The sequence below is a fragment of the Gracilibacillus sp. Marseille-QA3620 genome (genome assembly GCF_054950035.1).
Map to the genome: position 1 here is coordinate 3,410,204 of NZ_CM143102.1, position 16,882 is coordinate 3,427,085.

Genomic DNA, 16,882 nt, shown 5'->3' on the forward strand with positions numbered 1-16,882 from the left:
ACAAAGGTTATTCTCTCTTATGGACTACTTCTGTTTTGAGGAGGCTATATCCTTCAATAAGTTCTCGACAAAAAGAATGAAACAGACAGGATTGGCATAGATTTCAATACCCTATATAGGGAGGAAAGGAGAAATATGATGTTTCAAGTCGAACAATACACCGGTACAAAAGCTGAGCAATATCAATTAGTCGGCAAACAATTACAGGCGTTAATTACCGGGGAGCCTAATATCGTGGCAAACCTCAGCAATGCCAGTGCCCTCTTAAATGTGTTTCTAAATGATGTTAACTGGGTTGGCTTCTACCTATACGAGGAAGAAAGCGATATGCTGGTTCTCGGTCCATTCCAAGGGCTCCCGGCCTGCATTCGCATTCCTCTTGGCAGAGGCGTTTGCGGCACTGCGGCATCAGAACGCAGAATCTTGCGCATAGCGAATGTTCATGATTTCCCGGGACATATCGCCTGCGATGCTGCCAGTCAATCAGAAATTGTTCTTCCAATCGTGAAGGATGGCCGCTTAATCGGCGTCCTTGACATTGACAGCCCTAATCTTGAACGCTTTGATGAAGAAGATGAAACAGGTCTAAGTCATTTCGTTTCAATCCTTGAATCCAGCCTCTAAAAAAGAAGGGGTTGGGACATAACTAAATAAATGAACCTCAAAAACGAATGATTGTAAATTATTCTCCCTATTCAATAACAGTTGGAAATAGGTTCTCTCCCTTCCACTAGTCATGAATAATAAAAAGCCACAATTAACTATTACACGGAAAACAACAAATAAAGACCCGAATGATTTGACGATAATCTATCATCAAATCATTCGGGGTTATCATTGGCTGAAATAATTATGTCCCAGCCTTCCCATGAAAGCAATTGCTAAACGCCAATCCGTATTCCACGTCTGCCTTTATCTTTAAGCCGGCATGGTCCTTTTTAGTTATTAATCCTATTTCAACTGTTTTTCTAATGAAATACATGATCTTCTTGTTCTATGACAATCGACCTAAATAATCCGTCATTAGTTGTTCGCATTTTCCAATAACAAGATAATACCTTGACTTCCCTATGAATAAATTATACAATACTCCTTGTGTAAAATATCGCAGCTTATGTTCACGTCTTTATTCGTTCATTTCATTCCTCAAGTCATTGAGGTGCATCTCGTAACCCGCTGCTGCTAGGGCGAAGGTGCATGAAAATGAAATGGCAGTAATGTATGTAAACATCGGTTTTTATTTTACAAAAATAAAAACAATCAAGGAGGAGTCTACTTATGGCTCGTTATACAGGTCCATCTTGGAAACTGTCCCGTCGTTTAGGAATTTCCCTAAGCGGTACTGGTAAAGAACTAGAAAAGCGTCCTTACGCTCCAGGACAACACGGTCCTAACCAACGCAAAAAGCTTTCCGAATACGGTTTGCAATTGCAAGAAAAACAAAAACTTCGTCACATGTACGGTGTGAACGAACGCCAATTCCGCACTATCTTTGATAGAGCTGGCAAACTTCAAGGTAAACACGGTGAGAACTTCATGGTTCTTCTTGAATCTCGCCTTGACAACGTTGTTTACCGTTTAGGTTTAGCACGTACTCGTCGTGCTGCTCGCCAACTTGTAAACCACGGTCATATCCTAGTTGATGGACGTCGCGTTGACATCCCATCTTACCGTTTGACTGCTGGCCAAACAATCGGCGTTCGCGAAAAATCTCGCAACCTTGATGTTATCAAAGAAGCAATCGAAGTAAACAACTTCGTACCTGATTTCTTAACATTCGATGCTGACAAGCTTGAAGGAACATTCACTCGTTTACCAGAGCGTTCTGAGCTTCCAGCTGAAATTAACGAAGCACTTATCGTTGAGTTCTACTCTCGTTAATCTGCCCGTTACGAAAAACCATCCCTTTTGGGATGGTTTTTTTGTTAGACTGAACATAAAAACCCAGGAGCTGATTTAAGCTTCTGGGTTTATCTGTACATTAAGCAAATTTAATTAATGTGTACTTCTTCTTACCGCGGCGGATGACGGTGAATTGGTCTTCAATCCGGTCATCAGCAGACACTACATAAGAAAGATCTGTTACTTTATCGCCATTAATGCTGATGGCTCCATTTGTAATATCCTCACGCGCTTGGCGTTTAGATGGAGAGATTTTCGCATTAACAAGCAGCTCGACTAATGTCAGCTCCTCGTCAGCTGCCGGTACATAGGATGGCACATCCTTGAAACCTTGCTTAATATCATTCGCACTTAGCTCTTTTACATTTCCGCTGAATAATGCCTGTGTGATGTTGATAGCTTTATCAAGCGCATCCTGCCCATGTACAAGGCGGGTCATTTCTTCCGCTAATGCTTTTTGAGCTTTACGCAAATGAGGCTCTGTTTCAACAGATGCTTCAAGCGCTTCAATTTCTTCTTTTGATAGGAAGGTAAAGATCTTCAAGTAGTTCACAACATCCTGGTCCGCTGTGTTAATCCAGAACTGGTAAAACTCATAAGGAGTTGTTTTCTCTGCATCAAGCCAAACAGCGCCGCCTTCTGTTTTACCGAATTTCGTACCATCAGACTTCGTAACAAGCGGAATCGTTAAGCCGTATGCTTTCGCTCCCTCACCTTGGGTTTTGCGGATTAAGTCTAATCCAGTTGTGATATTTCCCCATTGGTCGCTCCCGCCAAGCTGAATTTTGCAATTATACTTCTCATATAAATGCTTAAAGTCAATGGCCTGTAGAATGGTGTACGTAAATTCTGTGAAAGAAATACCTGTATCTAATCTTGAAGCAATCGTATCCTTTGCAAGCATATAGTTGATTCCGATATGCTTCCCGTAATCGCGCAGGAAGGTAATCATATCAAGAGAGCCGATCCAGTCAAAGTTATTGGTCATAACTGCACCGTTTTCTCCTTCAAAATCAAAGATACGCTCTAATTGCTTTTGCAGACATTTAACATTGTGCTGAATAGCTTCAACCGTTTGCAATTGACGCTCCTGCGTTTTACCGCTCGGGTCACCGATCATGCCGGTTGCACCGCCGACAAGAATAATCGGCTTATGGCCAGCCTGTTGGAAGCGGCGCAGTGTCAAGAACGGCAGCAAGTGACCAATATGCATGCTATCTGCAGTAGGGTCAACACCACAATACAAAGATGTTGCTTCCTTCTGTAGTTGTTCCTTTAAGCCTTCTTCATCTGTTTGTTGATAAATAATGCCTCTCCATTGCAAATCCTGAAGTAAATCCATTGTCATTCCTCCTATTAGTTAAAAACGCTAAACATAGTTCTTCATTTTCTTATGTGCCCGCATGAATCATTTTTCGACTATGTGCAGCAAATTGAACACAAAAAAGCCCCTTCACAAATATGAAGGGACGAATAAATCGCGGTACCACCCAACTTGCGGGATAAATCACATTTTCCCGCCGCTTAATTCCTTATAACGGTAAGGAACCGGCATACGCTACACAGCCTGCCCTCGGGGGCAAAGCCTTCACGAATGCTGCTACAGGAGGTAATTCATTAAACCGTTTGTGCCGGTTCACACCAAACCACCGGCTCTCTAAAACAGGGACGGATTAACTACTGGATTCCTGTCATTGCATCGCTTTTTAAATGAATAGATGATATGAAATTTTTATCATATTTATCCTGCCCTTGTCAAACCCATTTTAGACATCTTTCAGGTAATAATAGAATCTTTTATACGATTTTCCAACGATATGCTATAATGTACATGATTTCTTAGAGGAGTGTGAAAAATTGGAAGAAATATTCAACAAACTTAAAAAAGGGGCCCAATCCCTCTACTCATATGCAACGAAGCCAACGGTCAAGCGGAAAGCAAGCATCACATATCAAGTCGTCTGGAATTATGTTCTTATATTTATAATCGTCACCATCATTGGCATATTTTTTGCCGGTGGGGTCGGTGCAGGCTATTTTGCCTCCATTGTAAAGGATGAGCCTGTACGCAGCGAAAAACAATTAAAAAATAGTTTGCTAAATTACGAGGAAACATCGGAGATCTATTTCTCTGATAATGTGTATTTAGGAAAGCTGCGCACAGACCTTGAGCGCCAGGAAGTAAAGCTTGAGAATGTATCTGAACACGTGAAGAAAGCCTTGATTGCCACAGAGGATGCCTATTTCTATAAGCATGATGGTGTCGTACCAAAGGCTTTAATGCGCGCTGTCTTCCAAGAAGTGACTGGCTCAGCCGTCCAGACTGGAGGAAGCACGTTAACCCAGCAGCTAATTAAGCAGCAAATCCTCACAAACGAGGTTTCATTCGACAGGAAAGCGAAGGAAATCTTATTGGCGATGCGCCTTGAGAAATTTCTAGAAAAGGATGAAATACTCGAATCCTATTTGAATATCTCTCCATTTGGCCGCAACTCATCCGGCCGAAATATTGCCGGAGTTCAAACTGCGGCACAAGGGATTTTCGGCGTTAATGCGAAAGATTTATCACTGCCGCAGGCTGCCTTCATTGCAGGATTGCCACAAAACCCTTATTCCTACACACCCTTCACTCAATATGGGGAAGTGAAGGAGGATATAAGCCCGGGACTCAACCGAATGAAAACCGTGCTGAAACGGATGTACAATAATGGGGATATTACGAAAAAGGAATATGATGAGGCGCTAAAATATGATGTAAAGGCTCATTTAGCGAAAAGACAGCCTTCCTCCACAGAGCGCTATCCTTACTTAACGTATGAGGTAGAGAAACGAGCCATTGAAATCATGATGCCTATTCTCGCCAAGAAAGACGGATACAAGGCAAAGGATTTAAAGGAAGACGATGACCTTTATCAGCAATACTACAATCTTGCTGACCAAACAATCAGGCAAAACGGATATAAAATCCATACAACCATTGATAAAAAAATGTACGACAATATGCAAAAAGTCACGAAGAATTTCTCCTATTATCAAGGAACCCGCCCTGCGGAAAAAACAGACCCCGAAACAGGGGAAACTGTAATCGTCAATGAACCGATTGACACAGGAGCCATTCTGATTGAGAACTCAACCGGCAAAATTCTAAGCTTTGTCGGAGGACGTGATTTCGAGCGAGAGCAGCTGAACCATGCGACTGCGGCGGTCCGCTCCAACGGATCAACAATGAAGCCATTATTGGTGTATGCGCCAGCCATCGAGTATGGGGTCTCCTACCCTGCCAAGACATTGATTAATGCGCCGATAAACATCAATGGCTATAAACCTGGGAACTATGCTGGCGGCGGGATTACAGGGCTGACGACAGCAAGGGAAGCCTTGAAAAGGTCCTACAATATTCCGGCCGTGCTGCAATATAAGGAAATATTGAATCGCCGACCGGCAGAATACCTGAAAAAAATGGGCTTCAGTTCATTGATTGAAGCTGATTATACTAATCTATCAACTTCCCTTGGAGCCCTTGAAAGAGGAGTCACAGTTGAGGAAAACACCAATGCATTTGCCACATTCGCCAACGGCGGCGAATTCGTAGACGCGTATATGATTGAGAAAATCGAAGATAACGATGGAAATATCATCTTCGAGCATAAGTCAAAGGCAAAGAAAGTATTCAGTCCTCAAACGGCCTATCTGACACTAGACATGATGCGGGATGTCCTAAAATCTGGGACAGCAGCCGGAATCAATAACAAGCTGAAATTCTATAGTGACTGGGCCGGTAAAACCGGAACGAGCCAAAGCTTCCGTGATGCCTGGTTTGTGGCTACTAACCCAAATGTGACCTTCGGCGTCTGGATGGGCTATGACTCAAACGGATCAGTCGAAACGGGCGGGATGAGCTATTCCCAGCGGAACCAGAGCTTATGGGCCCAACTGATTAACTCAGCTTATGATGTTAATCCGAAGCTGATAGCTCCATCAAGCCAGCATCAAATGCCTGGCGGTATAGTGAAGAGATCTTACTGTATGCTGACGGGAACATTGGCTTCAGCTGCCTGTTCAAACGCCCAGCTGACCGTATCCGATTACTTTAACGCAAGCCATCTCCCTAAAGGAGGCGGCAATATGCCAACATCAAGTGAAAGCTATGTGTTCATTAACGGCAAGAAATATCTCGCCCATAAAGGAACACCTTCTGAGTTCACCGAAAAAGGTATCGCGGTAAGCGCGGACTTCTTTAACAGTATTGGCGGACAATATGTAATAGATAAATCGTCCATCATGCCGAAGGGAGATTCGTTCAAAAACCTGGTCGTCGGCGGTGCTACATTAAACGATAATGGAAAAGCGCCAGGAGCCCCAGCTGTTACAGCAAACGGCAAGTCCCTCAGCTGGAGCACGACAGGCGAGAATGATGTCATTGGCTACTATGTCTATCAAAACGGCAAAAAGGTCGCAGCCATCAAGGCAGACGACAGTAGAAGCTTCACATCGAGCGGAACAGGAAGCTACTATGTTGTTGCCGTTGATATTGCCGGCAATGTCTCAAAACCGTCCAATAAGATAGAATTTAAGACTGAAAAGAAAGCGGATGAGAAGAAAGAAGACAATAAGAAAGAAGACAGTAAAAAAGAAGAGAAGGAAGACAATAAGAAAAAAGAAGAAAACAAACCAAATGTAAAGCCTAAGCCAGCTGAACAAACAAATGACGATGAAGCAGCAGATAAACCAGCCGATGATAAACCGGCTGATGATAAACCAGCTGATGATAAGCCGGCAGAAGCTGACGAACCTGCTGAAGCTGCAGAGCCAGCATCTGCAGAACCTAAAGAAGATGAAGCAGCTTAAGCATCTCTAAAAAGTAAAAAGCTGACCCAAGCTCCGTAACTTATACGGATATTCGGGTCAGCTTTTTTATTTTAATTGCCTGCCATGCCGCCGTCCCAATTCAACGACTATACGAGTTTGATGATATTAAAAGAACATCAACCAAATACGATTGATTTATTGTCTATGCGCAAGATAACTCCTCCGGCCTTTTCGCCGTTCAATTAAATGTGACTCAATTTTCTATCTAAAAGTTTTAGTTCCAGCGATTTAGGTCCTTTCTTAATTAGAAAGTATCTTTCTCTTGGTTCAGCTGCTCTTTTCAATCTGCAAGAAAAGACCATTTGATGTCCAGCAGCGCAAAATATAGCGGAAAGTTTAGCCCAATGGCTACTCCCCGCCGGTTCAAACAATCGATAATATTTACTAACCTCTCCTCTTTGGCAACCTAAACTGAAACATGCTTCCCTTCCCGATTTGACTCTTCACCGTAATGGTTCCATGATGCTTTTCTACAATCCATTTTGCCATTGATAGTCCAAGTCCAGCATTTCCATTTTCCCTGCTTGTTCTTGCCGAATCAATGCGATAGAAGCGGTCCCATATTTTCTCCTGCTCCCTCTCAGCTATACCAATTCCATTATCTGATACTTCCCCGACAATATCATTTCCGTCCTCATAGAGCTTAATTTTGACATAGCCGTTCTCCTTGTTATAGGAAATCCCATTCATCATTAAGTTCATGAGCAAGCGCATCAGCAAGGTTTGGTCAGCTTCTATTTTCAACTCAGGCTGAATGTCTATTTCAACAGAAATGCCATTCTCGTCTGCCAGTTCCCGCATTTCCTCCGCAACAATTTCAGTCAGCTCACTCATATCAAAAAGCTCATATTGAATAGAAGCGTTCTTCTGATCAGTCCTTGCCAGTTGTAATAATTGATTAATCAGCTCTGACATTTTGGTCGACTGTCTGAGAATGGACTGAAGGGCTTCCTTCACTTCAGCTGGATGGTCAAGCTGGGTAAGGGCATATTCCGCTTGTGAAATGATGACAGAAGTCGGTGTTCGCAATTCATGCGATGCATCAGCCGTAAACTGCTTCTCATTCTCAAAGGATGTTTCCAGCCTTTCAAACATGCCGTTAAATGTATCAGCAAGCCCATGGATTTCATCCTTCGCACCAGACAAATGGATACGTTGAGATAAATCCTTTCCCTCCTTGATTTCATTGACAGCACGGTTCATTTCTTCTAGCGGATTAAAGGCTTTTTTCGTAATCCAATACCCGCCGAATCCTGCCAATAGAATAAGGATCGGAATGGATATGAGGACAATCAGGAAGATGATATTCATTGTCTTCGAAAATGAATCGATAGACATCACGGCTCGTATCCAGACACTCTGCCCATCCTGCATCAGCTCATAATCGTACACCATCCATTCGGTTTGTTGGCTGACAACTGTTTGGATACGGTCATGAGCCAATCCGATTTCTTGATCAGTAAAGCCTGATGGCAGGCTGCCTTCCCGCAAGGTTCCAGCATTGTCATAAATTAAGATACTCACTCCATCGTCATAGAATTCAAAGTCATCATCCCGCTTGTAATGTCCATTCTGAAAGCGAATCTCTTCAACGCCATCAATGGCGGCTTCCTTTAATTGTTGCTCCGCTTGATAGGTAACTGCCTGTCCAGCGAACAGCCAAATAAATGCAAACACAAATCCCATAATAAGAATCATGAGGCCTGTGTACCAAATCGTTATCTTCATCTTGATTGATAATTTCTTCATGATTGGCCTCTCAATACATATCCAGCTCCGCGCACGGTCTGAATCAGCTTATGCTCATGCCCGCTATCAATCTTCTTACGCAAATAACGAATATAGACATCGATAATATTTGACCCGCCCTCATAATCATAATTCCAGACATGCTGTTCAATTTTCTCACGCGAAAGGACGATACCTTTATGACGAATCAAGTATTCTAAAATAGCAAATTCCTTGCTAGACAGCTCGATTTCATCATTCCCGCGCGTGACAGTGCGGGAATGGCAATCCACCTTTAAGTCATCTACTTGAAAGATATTTGACACAGCACCTAATGGCCTTCTTGTTAACACACGTATTCTTGCCAGCAGTTCATCAAAAGCAAATGGTTTCACTAAATAATCATCTGCTCCGCTATCAAGTCCCATGACCCTGTCTTCAATCGCATCCTTTGCCGTCAGAAGCAGAACTGGCATGGAATTTTCATCAGCACGAATCCTTCGTAGTACTTCAAGGCCATTGATTTGTGGAATCATAATATCTAATAGAACACAATCATACTCTGCCATAGAGATATAATGAAGGGCATCTGCTCCATTATCAACCGCATCTACACTGTAATGCTCCGCACTCAGTCTTTTCAACAATACCTTCCTTAGATCTGGTTCATCCTCTACTATGAGAATCCTCATGCAAAGACCCCCTTACTAATATCCTTATCTTCATCATACCATTCCTGCATTAAGGGAAGATGAAAACAAAAAATCTGGAACCGGAATCCACGTTATATTTTTTCACCATATTAATCTTCCTTTAATCTTTCCTGTTTATGATGAAGATGAGGAGGAAAAAAGAAAGAAACAAATCATTTATTCAGCTTAAGGATTTCCTCCATTTATGCTGGCCATGCCAAGCGAAAGGAATCCTATGACCATACATGCTCTTATAAAGAGCAAATAATAAAAACGGAGGTAGAATACCATGAAGGAATCCATTAAAACAATACAGGAGAAAATGAAAAACAAGAAAAAGGCCATTCTCCTTACAGTAAGCTCCATCGCAGCGCTTGGTCTTATTCTGATTGGGGGTTATGCCGGATTAGGCTATTATTATGCGAAGCAAAATGATCATTACACAGAAAGCCAAGCAAAGGAGATTGCCCTTTCTTATGTGGATGGTGAAGTCCTTACAGTCAAGAAGCATATTGAAATGGAGGATAACCCAGCTAAATCCGAATATGAATATGAAGTTGAGGTAAAAACGGCGGATAACCTTCTTCAAGAGGTCACCATCAGTGCCCGTACTGGAACGATTGAAATAGATGATTGAGTATCAGGATGAAAAACAAACCAGCCTGTCAGCATGACAGGCTGGTTTGTTTTTCTTTTAATCCTCCATGGTCGATAAATCACCTGTTGGCAATTCCAGCTCCCATGCTTTTAAGACTCGTCGCATAATCTTACCGCTTCTTGTCTTCGGAAGCTTCTCTTTAAACTCAATCTCACGCGGAGCCGCATGTGCCGCCAATCCCTTCTTCACAAACTGACGAATCTCTTCAATCAGTTCATCAGACGGCTCATAGCCTGACCTCAAGGCAATGAATGCCTTGATGATTTCTCCTCGGACCGGATCAGGCTTGCCGATTACACCTGCCTCAGCAACAGCTGGATGCTCCACTAGCTTAGATTCCACTTCAAATGGCCCAACGCGTTCTCCTGATGTCATGATTACATCATCGATTCTTCCTTGGAACCAGAAATATCCGTCTTCATCCATGTATGCTGAATCACCTGATACGTACCAGCCTGAAGGCATGAAATAGGATTCATACTTCTGCTGGTTATTCCAGATTTGGCGCATCATAGACGGCCAGCCTTTTTTGATGGCGAGATTGCCCATGCGGTACGGCGGAAGCTCATTGCCTTGGTCATCCACGATGGCAGCAACAACACCCGGAATTGGTTTCCCCATAGATCCAGGCTTAATTTCCATGCATGGATAATTACAAATAAGCTGGGCACCTGTCTCAGTCATCCACCATGTGTCATGAATCCGTTTATTAAATACCTTCTGTCCCCACTTAATGACCTCTGGATTAAGCGGCTCCCCGACACTTAATACATGGCGCAGGCTTGAGAGGTTATATTTCTTGACAATCTCATCCCCTGCCCCCATCAGCATACGAAAAGCAGTCGGTGCGCTGTACCAAACACTGACATGGAACTCTTCAATTGTTTCATACCATGCTTCCGGCGAGAATCTGCCGCCGGTGACAACGGATGAAGCCCCATTGAGCCAAGGTGCAAATATTCCATAAGCTGTACCTGTTACCCAGCCCGGGTCAGCGGTACACCAATAGACATCCTCTTCTTTTAAATCAAGCACCCATTTTCCTGTCTGTATATGCTGGATCATCGCATTATGCGCATGAAGGACCCCTTTCGGCTTGCCGGTAGATCCGGATGTGTAATGAAGAATCAATCCATCCTCTCTGTCTACCCATTCAACCTCAAGCTCCTTTGAAGCTCCCTTGAACTTGCTGAGGAAATCAATGTATTTCCCCTTCTCCTCGACATTCTCGCCCACGATGAATATATGCTTTAGATGCGGCAGGTCATCTGCGGGAATTCTCCCTGCAAGCTCAGGCGTCGTCACAATAACGCTTGCCTCGCTGTCGGCAAGCCGGTCCTTCACAGCACCCTCCATGAATGCCTCGAAAAGAGGACCAATGATGGCGCCAAGCTTAATCGCTCCAAGCGCTGCAAAATATAATTCAGGTGTTCGAGGCATGAAGATAAATACCCTGTCTCCCTTTGATACATGTCCATATTCTTTCAATACATTTGCAGCCTGATTCGATAAATCCTTCATTTCACTGAACGTATACTTTTCAAAACGGTTAGGGTCCTTATAATAGAGTGCCACCTTGTTGCGCCGGAATGTCTCAACGTGCCGATCAATTGTTTCATAAGCGACATTGAGCTTTCCAGTTTCATGCCAGGAAAATTCCTTTTCGACTTCCTTCCAGTCAAAATGATGATAGGTTTCCTCATAATCAGCTAAATTATATTGACCCTTTTCGACAGAAAGCGCTTCCAGTTTCATTGACCATTACCCCCTCGTTTAAATGTAAAGATATTCCTAGTATAGTATAAAACCCAATTTATCTCAATTTTTAAAAAAATTTGATAACTTAAGGAAATATGTTACAATTTTGAGTAGCACTATGCTGAATGATTGATTACCAGTCTAGACAATTTATGTAAGCGCTTTATATCACCTAGGTCCTCTCATAAATGCTCTGCTGACGTAAAAAGTTCAAATCCATGCCCAAAAGCAATCGATAAAGTACTGTATAATAACGTTATTAAGTGACCTAGGTGGTGTATGAATGGAACATAAAAAAACGTATTACAAGAGAACCTTGGATACTCCCCGCGGGCCGCTCATCATTGAAGGCCCAGTGACAGGTGATACCCTGAAGGAACTCAAATTTCATGAAGGCCTTGTCGCATTTCGAATACCAGAAAAACAGCATAAAGCCTTAATCCAAATCAGCGACCTGCCTGAGGGCAGGATTATTATAGCAAGAGATGAAGACACCATTGTCGGCTATGTAACTTATCTTTATCCAGACCCGCTTGAAAGATGGTCTGAGGGAAAGATGGAGGATTTACTCGAGCTGGGTGCGATTGAAGTAATCCGGGAATATCGGGGCGCCTCTGTCGGGAAGAACTTGCTTCAGGTCGCTATGCTGGATGATTATATGGAGAATTATATTATTATTACTACCGAATATTATTGGCATTGGGATTTAAAAGGAAGCGGCTTGAATGTTTGGGATTACCGCAAAATGATGGAGCGTATGATGAGTGCGGGAGGTCTTGAGTGGTATGCAACAGATGACCCGGAGATCTGCTCCCATCCGGCAAACTGCTTAATGGCCCGAATAGGAAAGAATGTCAGTAACGAAAGCATCCAAAGGTTTGATCAATTAAGGTTTATGAACCGGTATATGTATTAAGACATCACCTTTAATGAGGAGGCACGCTCTGTGATTATTGAAGATATCATGATTAAAGATGTTATTACGCTCACGCAAGACGCCACCATCGAACAAGCCATTGAGACCGTTAAAGAGAAGAAAATCCGGCATATTCCGATTATTGATGATCATCAGAATCTTGTCGGCCTTTTATGTGATGTCGATATTCGTTCGGCCACTCCCTCTATCTTCCGCATAGATGAATACAAGGAAGATTTATTGAGACCAGTCAGTGATATTATGGTCAAAGACGTCCTCACCGCCCACCCGCTCGATTTCGTCGAGGAAATTGCCTATACCTTTTACGATCAAAGGATCTCCTGTATGCCTGTTGTCAGCAACAATAAATTGATTGGTATCGTGACAGAAACAGACCTTCTTCATACATATGTGGAGTTAACCGGTGCAAATCAGCCAGGCTCCCAAATTGAAGTCAAGGTAAAAAACAGACCGGGGACATTGAGCCAAATAGCGGCCATCATTAAGAAGCATAATGCGAATGTAAACAGCATTTTCATTTATCCGTATAAAGATGAACCGGCAAGCAAGGTTCTCGTCTTAAGAGTTCAGACAATGAATCCCGCCAAAATCATTAACAGCTTCTCCGAGGAAGGTTTTGAGGTCATTTGGCCTGCCGGGCCGGAGATGGAGTCATGAAAGAGGCTTCCTTTGTTTACTCACCAGAAATGCAAGGCTATAAATTCAATGATACACATCCATTTAATCAACGAAGATTACAGCTGACTGTTGATTTGCTCGAACAGATTGGGGCACTCAAACTCGAGAACTGCATCAAGCCTAGAATGGCCACAGACGAAGAGCTAATGCTTGTCCATGATGAGGATTATATCCAAGCAATCAAGCAGGCTGGAGAAGGGAAGCTTGACCCAGATACAGGCCTCAATTATGGAATCGGAACAGAGGATACGCCCATTTTCCCTAATATGCACGAAGCAAGCGCCCTGCTCGTCGGAGGGACGCTCGCTGCTGTGGATGAAGTCCTGGAAGGACGCTCTCGGCATGCTGTCAATCTTGGGGGAGGCCTGCATCACGGATTCAGGGGAAAAGCCTCGGGCTTTTGCATCTATAATGACAGCTCGGTCGCCATCAAGTATATGAAGGAGAAGTATCATGCACGTGTGCTTTACGTTGATACAGATGCCCACCATGGAGACGGTGTACAATGGACATTCTACGATGACCCGGATGTCTGCACTCTCTCTATTCATGAGACAGGGCGGTATCTCTTCCCTGGAACAGGCAATATCAATGAACGCGGAAATGGGAAAGGTTATGGCTTCTCCTTTAATGTCCCGCTCGATGCATTTACCGAGGATGAGTCCTTTCTTGAAAGCTACGAGCTTGCCTTACGGAAAGTAATCGAATATTTTAAGCCGGATATCATTCTTACGCAGAATGGAGCGGATGCCCATTATTATGATCCGTTAACCCATTTATCAGCTACCATCCGGATTTATGAGCATATCCCACGGCTTGCTCATCAGCTGGCACATGAATACTGTGACGGCCGCTGGATTGCTGTCGGCGGAGGCGGATATGATATTTGGCGTGTCGTCCCGCGGGCATGGTCAAGAATCTGGTTAGAGATGGCAGATTTCCCTCCTCCCTCCGGCAGACTCCCGCAGGAATGGCTGGATAAATGGTCACCCCTGTCACCAGTGACCTTGCCACTGACATGGGAGGACCCCCCGGATTTGTACAAGCCTATTCCAAGAAAGGCCGAAATCACAGAGAAAAACAGAAAAACATTGGAGCAAGCGCTCTACCCCATCCAAAGAACCACCACCCAAGAATAACAAGATAGGAATGAATCATAAGGATGCCACATCATAGAAAACAAAAAAGCTGAACCAAATGTTTATTGTCATAAACAAGGTTCAGCTCTTTTTTAGTTCTTTGTGGAGTCTCTAAGCTCCAAGCGATGCGGAAGAATGACGGAGGACTCTTCCACTTCCTCTTTATTCATCAACTTTGTCAATAGACGCATGGATACTGCACCAATATCATACAATGGCTGTACAACTGTCGATAGACGAGGACGTACCATTAATGACAAGCGTGTATTATCCGAGCTGATTACTTCAAGCTCCTCTGGAATCTTTATGCCCCTGTCATAGGCAGCGTGAATGATTCCAAGCGCCGCTTCATCAGAGCACACATAAATAGCTGTTGGTCGTTCGTTCAGTTCAGCCAGCTGGTTTAAGGCTTCAATTCCGCTGTCATAAGTAGAATCCGTTTCAACCACGTAATCTTCACGGAATGAAAGACCTGCCTTCTCTAAGGCTTCATGATATCCAGGAACGATTTTCTTACTTGTAATCGCATCCGTTGCAGGACCAGTCACCACGGCAATGCGCTCATGTCCATTCTCTTTAAAGAATGCAACCGCATCCATGACCGCCTGTTTATAATCGATATTAACGGATGGTATTTGCTCCGTATCCTCAACAGTTCCGGCTAAAACGACTGGAACAGGAGATTTTTTCAACTCTTCAATATGCTCGTCCGTAATGTTTGAGCTCATGAAGACAACTCCGTCCACTTGTTTGCCCAGCATCGTTTGGATTAAATGCAGCTCTTTGTCTTGATTGGAGTCAGAGTTGCTAAGGATAATATTATATTTATACATAGTCGCAATATCCTCAATCCCTCTTGCCAATTCCGCATAGAAGATGCTTGAAATATCCGGGATGATGACCCCAACTGTTGTTGTTTTCTTGCTCGCCAATCCTCTTGCAACCGCATTCGGACGATAGCCTAGCCTTTCAATAACTTCATTTACTTTCTTACGTGTTGCTGGTTTCACATTTGGATTCCCGTTGACAACACGCGAGACCGTTGCCATGGAAACATTCGCTTCACGGGCAACGTCATAGATGGTAATATTCATTTTTATACACCGCCCAATTCATCAATTAACTTTCTACAATAGTATTAGAGAAAAAAGTAACCAATAGTATATTATTATTCTTATGATACTCTAACACGCCGTTTCCTGCAAATAAACATAATTACCCACGATAAAATTATTGTATACTTAGCTTCCCCCAATGAAAAGAGAATAATATCATTCAGGAAAAAAAGAACTGCCTTCTACCGGCAGTTCTTTCTTCAATATTATATTCTAATACCAGAATGCTGACTAAATGGCTGAACCGCTTTTACAAATTCATCAAATTGTTTTAAGTCCATTTGCTGAGCCGAATCTGATAAGGCAACGGCTGGATCTGGATGAACCTCTGCCATGACACCGTCTGCTCCAATGGCTAGAGCAGCTTTGGCTGTTGGAATTAATAAATCTCTTCTTCCAGTTGAATGCGTAACATCGACCATAACCGGTAAATGCGTTTCCTTTTTCAAAATCGGAACAGCGGATATATCAAGCGTGTTGCGTGTCGCTTTCTCATAGGTGCGGATACCGCGTTCACAAAGAATAATATTACCGTTCCCTTGAGACATGATATACTCAGCTGCATTTATGAATTCCTCAATGGTTGCTGCAAGCCCCCTCTTCAACAGGACAGGCTTATCAACGGCTCCCGCTGCCTTCAGCAATTCGAAGTTCTGCATATTACGTGCGCCAATTTGGATGACATCAATATAATTGACCGCAACCTCAATATCAGCTGGATTGACGATTTCACTAATGACAGCCAAATCATACTCATCTGCCACTTTTTTGAGAATCTTCAGCCCTTCCACTCCAAGCCCTTGGAAATCATAAGGAGATGTACGCGGTTTATAAGCACCGCCTCTCATTAGCTTGAACCCTTTATCTTTAATGGCCTTAGCCACCGTAGCCACCTGTTCGTATGATTCAACTGCGCATGGTCCGAATACAAAGGAGGCTTCACCATTGCCGACCTGATGGCCTTTCAAGGTAATAACCGTATCCTCCGGCTTTTTCTTGCGCGAAACCAACAAGGCTTTACGATGGTCATCCTCCTGAAGCTCTAAGCTAGCCTTGAAGATTTCCTTGAAGATGTGCTCAATCGTTGACCGTTCAAATGGTCCATCATTGTTTTCGATGAGTGTATTGAGCATTTCTCTTTCCCTGACAGGATCATATCGGTGCTGGCTTTGCTTGCCTTTTACTTCCCCGATTTTTTGTACGATTCTTCCCCGCTCATTAATGAGATTCAATAATTGCAGATTTAAGCTGTCCAGTTGTTCTCTTAATTGATCCATCTCTTTATTACTCAAGTACAATCATCCTTTCTGTTTTGCAAAGCGGCTTAACAATGACCGGAATCATCGATAAGAAAAAAGTAGAGTTAATGCCAAAATGTTCTATTATTCAGTATAATTTAACTTATT

13 protein-coding genes and 1 other annotated feature are annotated in these 16,882 nt (G+C 43.2%); of the genes, 7 read left to right on the forward strand and 6 right to left on the reverse strand.

Going from position 1 to position 16,882, the window contains the following annotated elements:
• Nucleotides 1–138 precede the first annotated feature (138 nt).
• Nucleotides 139–624, forward strand: a complete 486-nt coding sequence (locus tag ACY8DX_RS17125) for a GAF domain-containing protein (RefSeq protein ID WP_462406968.1) — start codon at nucleotides 139–141, stop codon at nucleotides 622–624.
• Between the two features lie 654 nt (nucleotides 625–1,278).
• On the forward strand, nucleotides 1,279–1,881 hold the full coding sequence (gene rpsD / locus ACY8DX_RS17130) for a 30S ribosomal protein S4 (protein WP_049669855.1): 603 nt from the start codon (nucleotides 1,279–1,281) through the stop codon (nucleotides 1,879–1,881).
• A gap of 100 nt (nucleotides 1,882–1,981) precedes the next feature.
• Here the strand turns inward: rpsD and tyrS are convergent, their stop codons facing one another.
• The gene (tyrS, locus tag ACY8DX_RS17135) at nucleotides 1,982–3,244 is read right to left on the reverse strand and encodes a tyrosine--tRNA ligase (protein ID WP_049669854.1); all 1,263 of its coding nucleotides are present in this window, start codon (nucleotides 3,242–3,244) and stop codon (nucleotides 1,982–1,984) included.
• A gap of 120 nt (nucleotides 3,245–3,364) precedes the next feature.
• Nucleotides 3,365–3,606, reverse strand: a binding site (T-box leader).
• Between the two features lie 153 nt (nucleotides 3,607–3,759).
• Here tyrS and ACY8DX_RS17140 point away from each other — a divergent pair.
• On the forward strand, nucleotides 3,760–6,750 hold the full coding sequence (locus ACY8DX_RS17140) for a transglycosylase domain-containing protein (protein WP_462405669.1): 2,991 nt from the start codon (nucleotides 3,760–3,762) through the stop codon (nucleotides 6,748–6,750).
• 405 nt (nucleotides 6,751–7,155) lie between these two features.
• Here the strand turns inward: ACY8DX_RS17140 and ACY8DX_RS17145 are convergent, their stop codons facing one another.
• Both ACY8DX_RS17145 and ACY8DX_RS17150 read right to left on the reverse strand, forming a co-directional pair.
• Nucleotides 7,156–8,520 (reverse strand): sensor histidine kinase, encoded by a 1,365-nt coding sequence (locus ACY8DX_RS17145; protein ID WP_462405670.1) that lies wholly within the window; start codon nucleotides 8,518–8,520, stop codon nucleotides 7,156–7,158.
• Nucleotides 8,517–9,191, reverse strand: a complete 675-nt coding sequence (locus tag ACY8DX_RS17150; RefSeq protein WP_462405671.1) for a response regulator transcription factor — start codon at nucleotides 9,189–9,191, stop codon at nucleotides 8,517–8,519. Before ACY8DX_RS17150 ends, ACY8DX_RS17145 begins: the two co-directional genes overlap by 4 nt.
• Nucleotides 9,192–9,480: 289 nt before the next feature.
• Between ACY8DX_RS17150 and ACY8DX_RS17155 the strand changes: the two genes are divergently transcribed.
• Entirely contained in the window at nucleotides 9,481–9,828 is a 348-nt protein-coding gene (locus ACY8DX_RS17155; RefSeq protein WP_462405672.1) for a PepSY domain-containing protein, read from the forward strand.
• Between the two features lie 57 nt (nucleotides 9,829–9,885).
• Here ACY8DX_RS17155 and acsA read toward each other — a convergent pair whose 3' ends face one another.
• Nucleotides 9,886–11,604 carry an acetate--CoA ligase gene (gene acsA, locus ACY8DX_RS17160; RefSeq protein WP_462405673.1) on the reverse strand — a complete coding sequence of 573 codons (1,719 nt, stop codon included), beginning with the start codon at nucleotides 11,602–11,604 and terminating at the stop codon, nucleotides 9,886–9,888.
• A 286-nt stretch (nucleotides 11,605–11,890) separates the two neighbouring features.
• Between acsA and ACY8DX_RS17165 the strand changes: the two genes are divergently transcribed.
• The 3 genes from ACY8DX_RS17165 to ACY8DX_RS17175 are packed head-to-tail and all read left to right on the forward strand — an operon-like array spanning nucleotide 11,891 to nucleotide 14,361.
• The gene (locus tag ACY8DX_RS17165) at nucleotides 11,891–12,523 is read left to right on the forward strand and encodes a GNAT family N-acetyltransferase (protein ID WP_049669849.1); all 633 of its coding nucleotides are present in this window, start codon (nucleotides 11,891–11,893) and stop codon (nucleotides 12,521–12,523) included.
• 30 nt (nucleotides 12,524–12,553) lie between these two features.
• Nucleotides 12,554–13,201 (forward strand): acetoin utilization AcuB family protein, encoded by a 648-nt coding sequence (locus ACY8DX_RS17170; RefSeq protein WP_462405674.1) that lies wholly within the window; start codon nucleotides 12,554–12,556, stop codon nucleotides 13,199–13,201.
• Nucleotides 13,198–14,361 (forward strand): acetoin utilization protein AcuC, encoded by a 1,164-nt coding sequence (locus ACY8DX_RS17175; RefSeq protein WP_462405675.1) that lies wholly within the window; start codon nucleotides 13,198–13,200, stop codon nucleotides 14,359–14,361. The genes ACY8DX_RS17170 and ACY8DX_RS17175 overlap by 4 nt, the downstream gene beginning before the upstream one ends.
• A 92-nt stretch (nucleotides 14,362–14,453) precedes the next feature.
• On the opposite strand, the gene ccpA is transcribed toward ACY8DX_RS17175, so the two are convergent.
• Nucleotides 14,454–15,455: a catabolite control protein A gene (ccpA, locus tag ACY8DX_RS17180; protein ID WP_462405676.1), complete on the reverse strand. Its 1,002-nt coding sequence runs from the start codon at nucleotides 15,453–15,455 to the stop codon at nucleotides 14,454–14,456.
• 227 nt (nucleotides 15,456–15,682) lie between these two features.
• Nucleotides 15,683–16,768 carry a bifunctional 3-deoxy-7-phosphoheptulonate synthase/chorismate mutase gene (locus tag ACY8DX_RS17185; protein ID WP_049669845.1) on the reverse strand — a complete coding sequence of 362 codons (1,086 nt, stop codon included), beginning with the start codon at nucleotides 16,766–16,768 and terminating at the stop codon, nucleotides 15,683–15,685.
• Between the last annotated feature and the right edge of the window lie 114 nt (nucleotides 16,769–16,882).

Coding starts and splice junctions, on each gene's coding strand:
- rpsD (WP_049669855.1), top strand. CDS start 1,279: ATGGCTCGTTATACAGGTCCATCTTGGAAACTGTCCCGTCGTTTAGGA.
- ACY8DX_RS17165 (WP_049669849.1), top strand. CDS start 11,891: ATGGAACATAAAAAAACGTATTACAAGAGAACCTTGGATACTCCCCGC.
- ACY8DX_RS17145 (WP_462405670.1), bottom strand. CDS start 8,520: ATGAAGAAATTATCAATCAAGATGAAGATAACGATTTGGTACACAGGC.
- ACY8DX_RS17125 (WP_462406968.1), top strand. CDS start 139: ATGTTTCAAGTCGAACAATACACCGGTACAAAAGCTGAGCAATATCAA.
- ccpA (WP_462405676.1), bottom strand. CDS start 15,455: ATGAATATTACCATCTATGACGTTGCCCGTGAAGCGAATGTTTCCATG.
- ACY8DX_RS17155 (WP_462405672.1), top strand. CDS start 9,481: ATGAAGGAATCCATTAAAACAATACAGGAGAAAATGAAAAACAAGAAA.
- ACY8DX_RS17150 (WP_462405671.1), bottom strand. CDS start 9,191: ATGAGGATTCTCATAGTAGAGGATGAACCAGATCTAAGGAAGGTATTG.
- acsA (WP_462405673.1), bottom strand. CDS start 11,604: ATGAAACTGGAAGCGCTTTCTGTCGAAAAGGGTCAATATAATTTAGCT.
- ACY8DX_RS17175 (WP_462405675.1), top strand. CDS start 13,198: ATGAAAGAGGCTTCCTTTGTTTACTCACCAGAAATGCAAGGCTATAAA.
- tyrS (WP_049669854.1), bottom strand. CDS start 3,244: ATGGATTTACTTCAGGATTTGCAATGGAGAGGCATTATTTATCAACAA.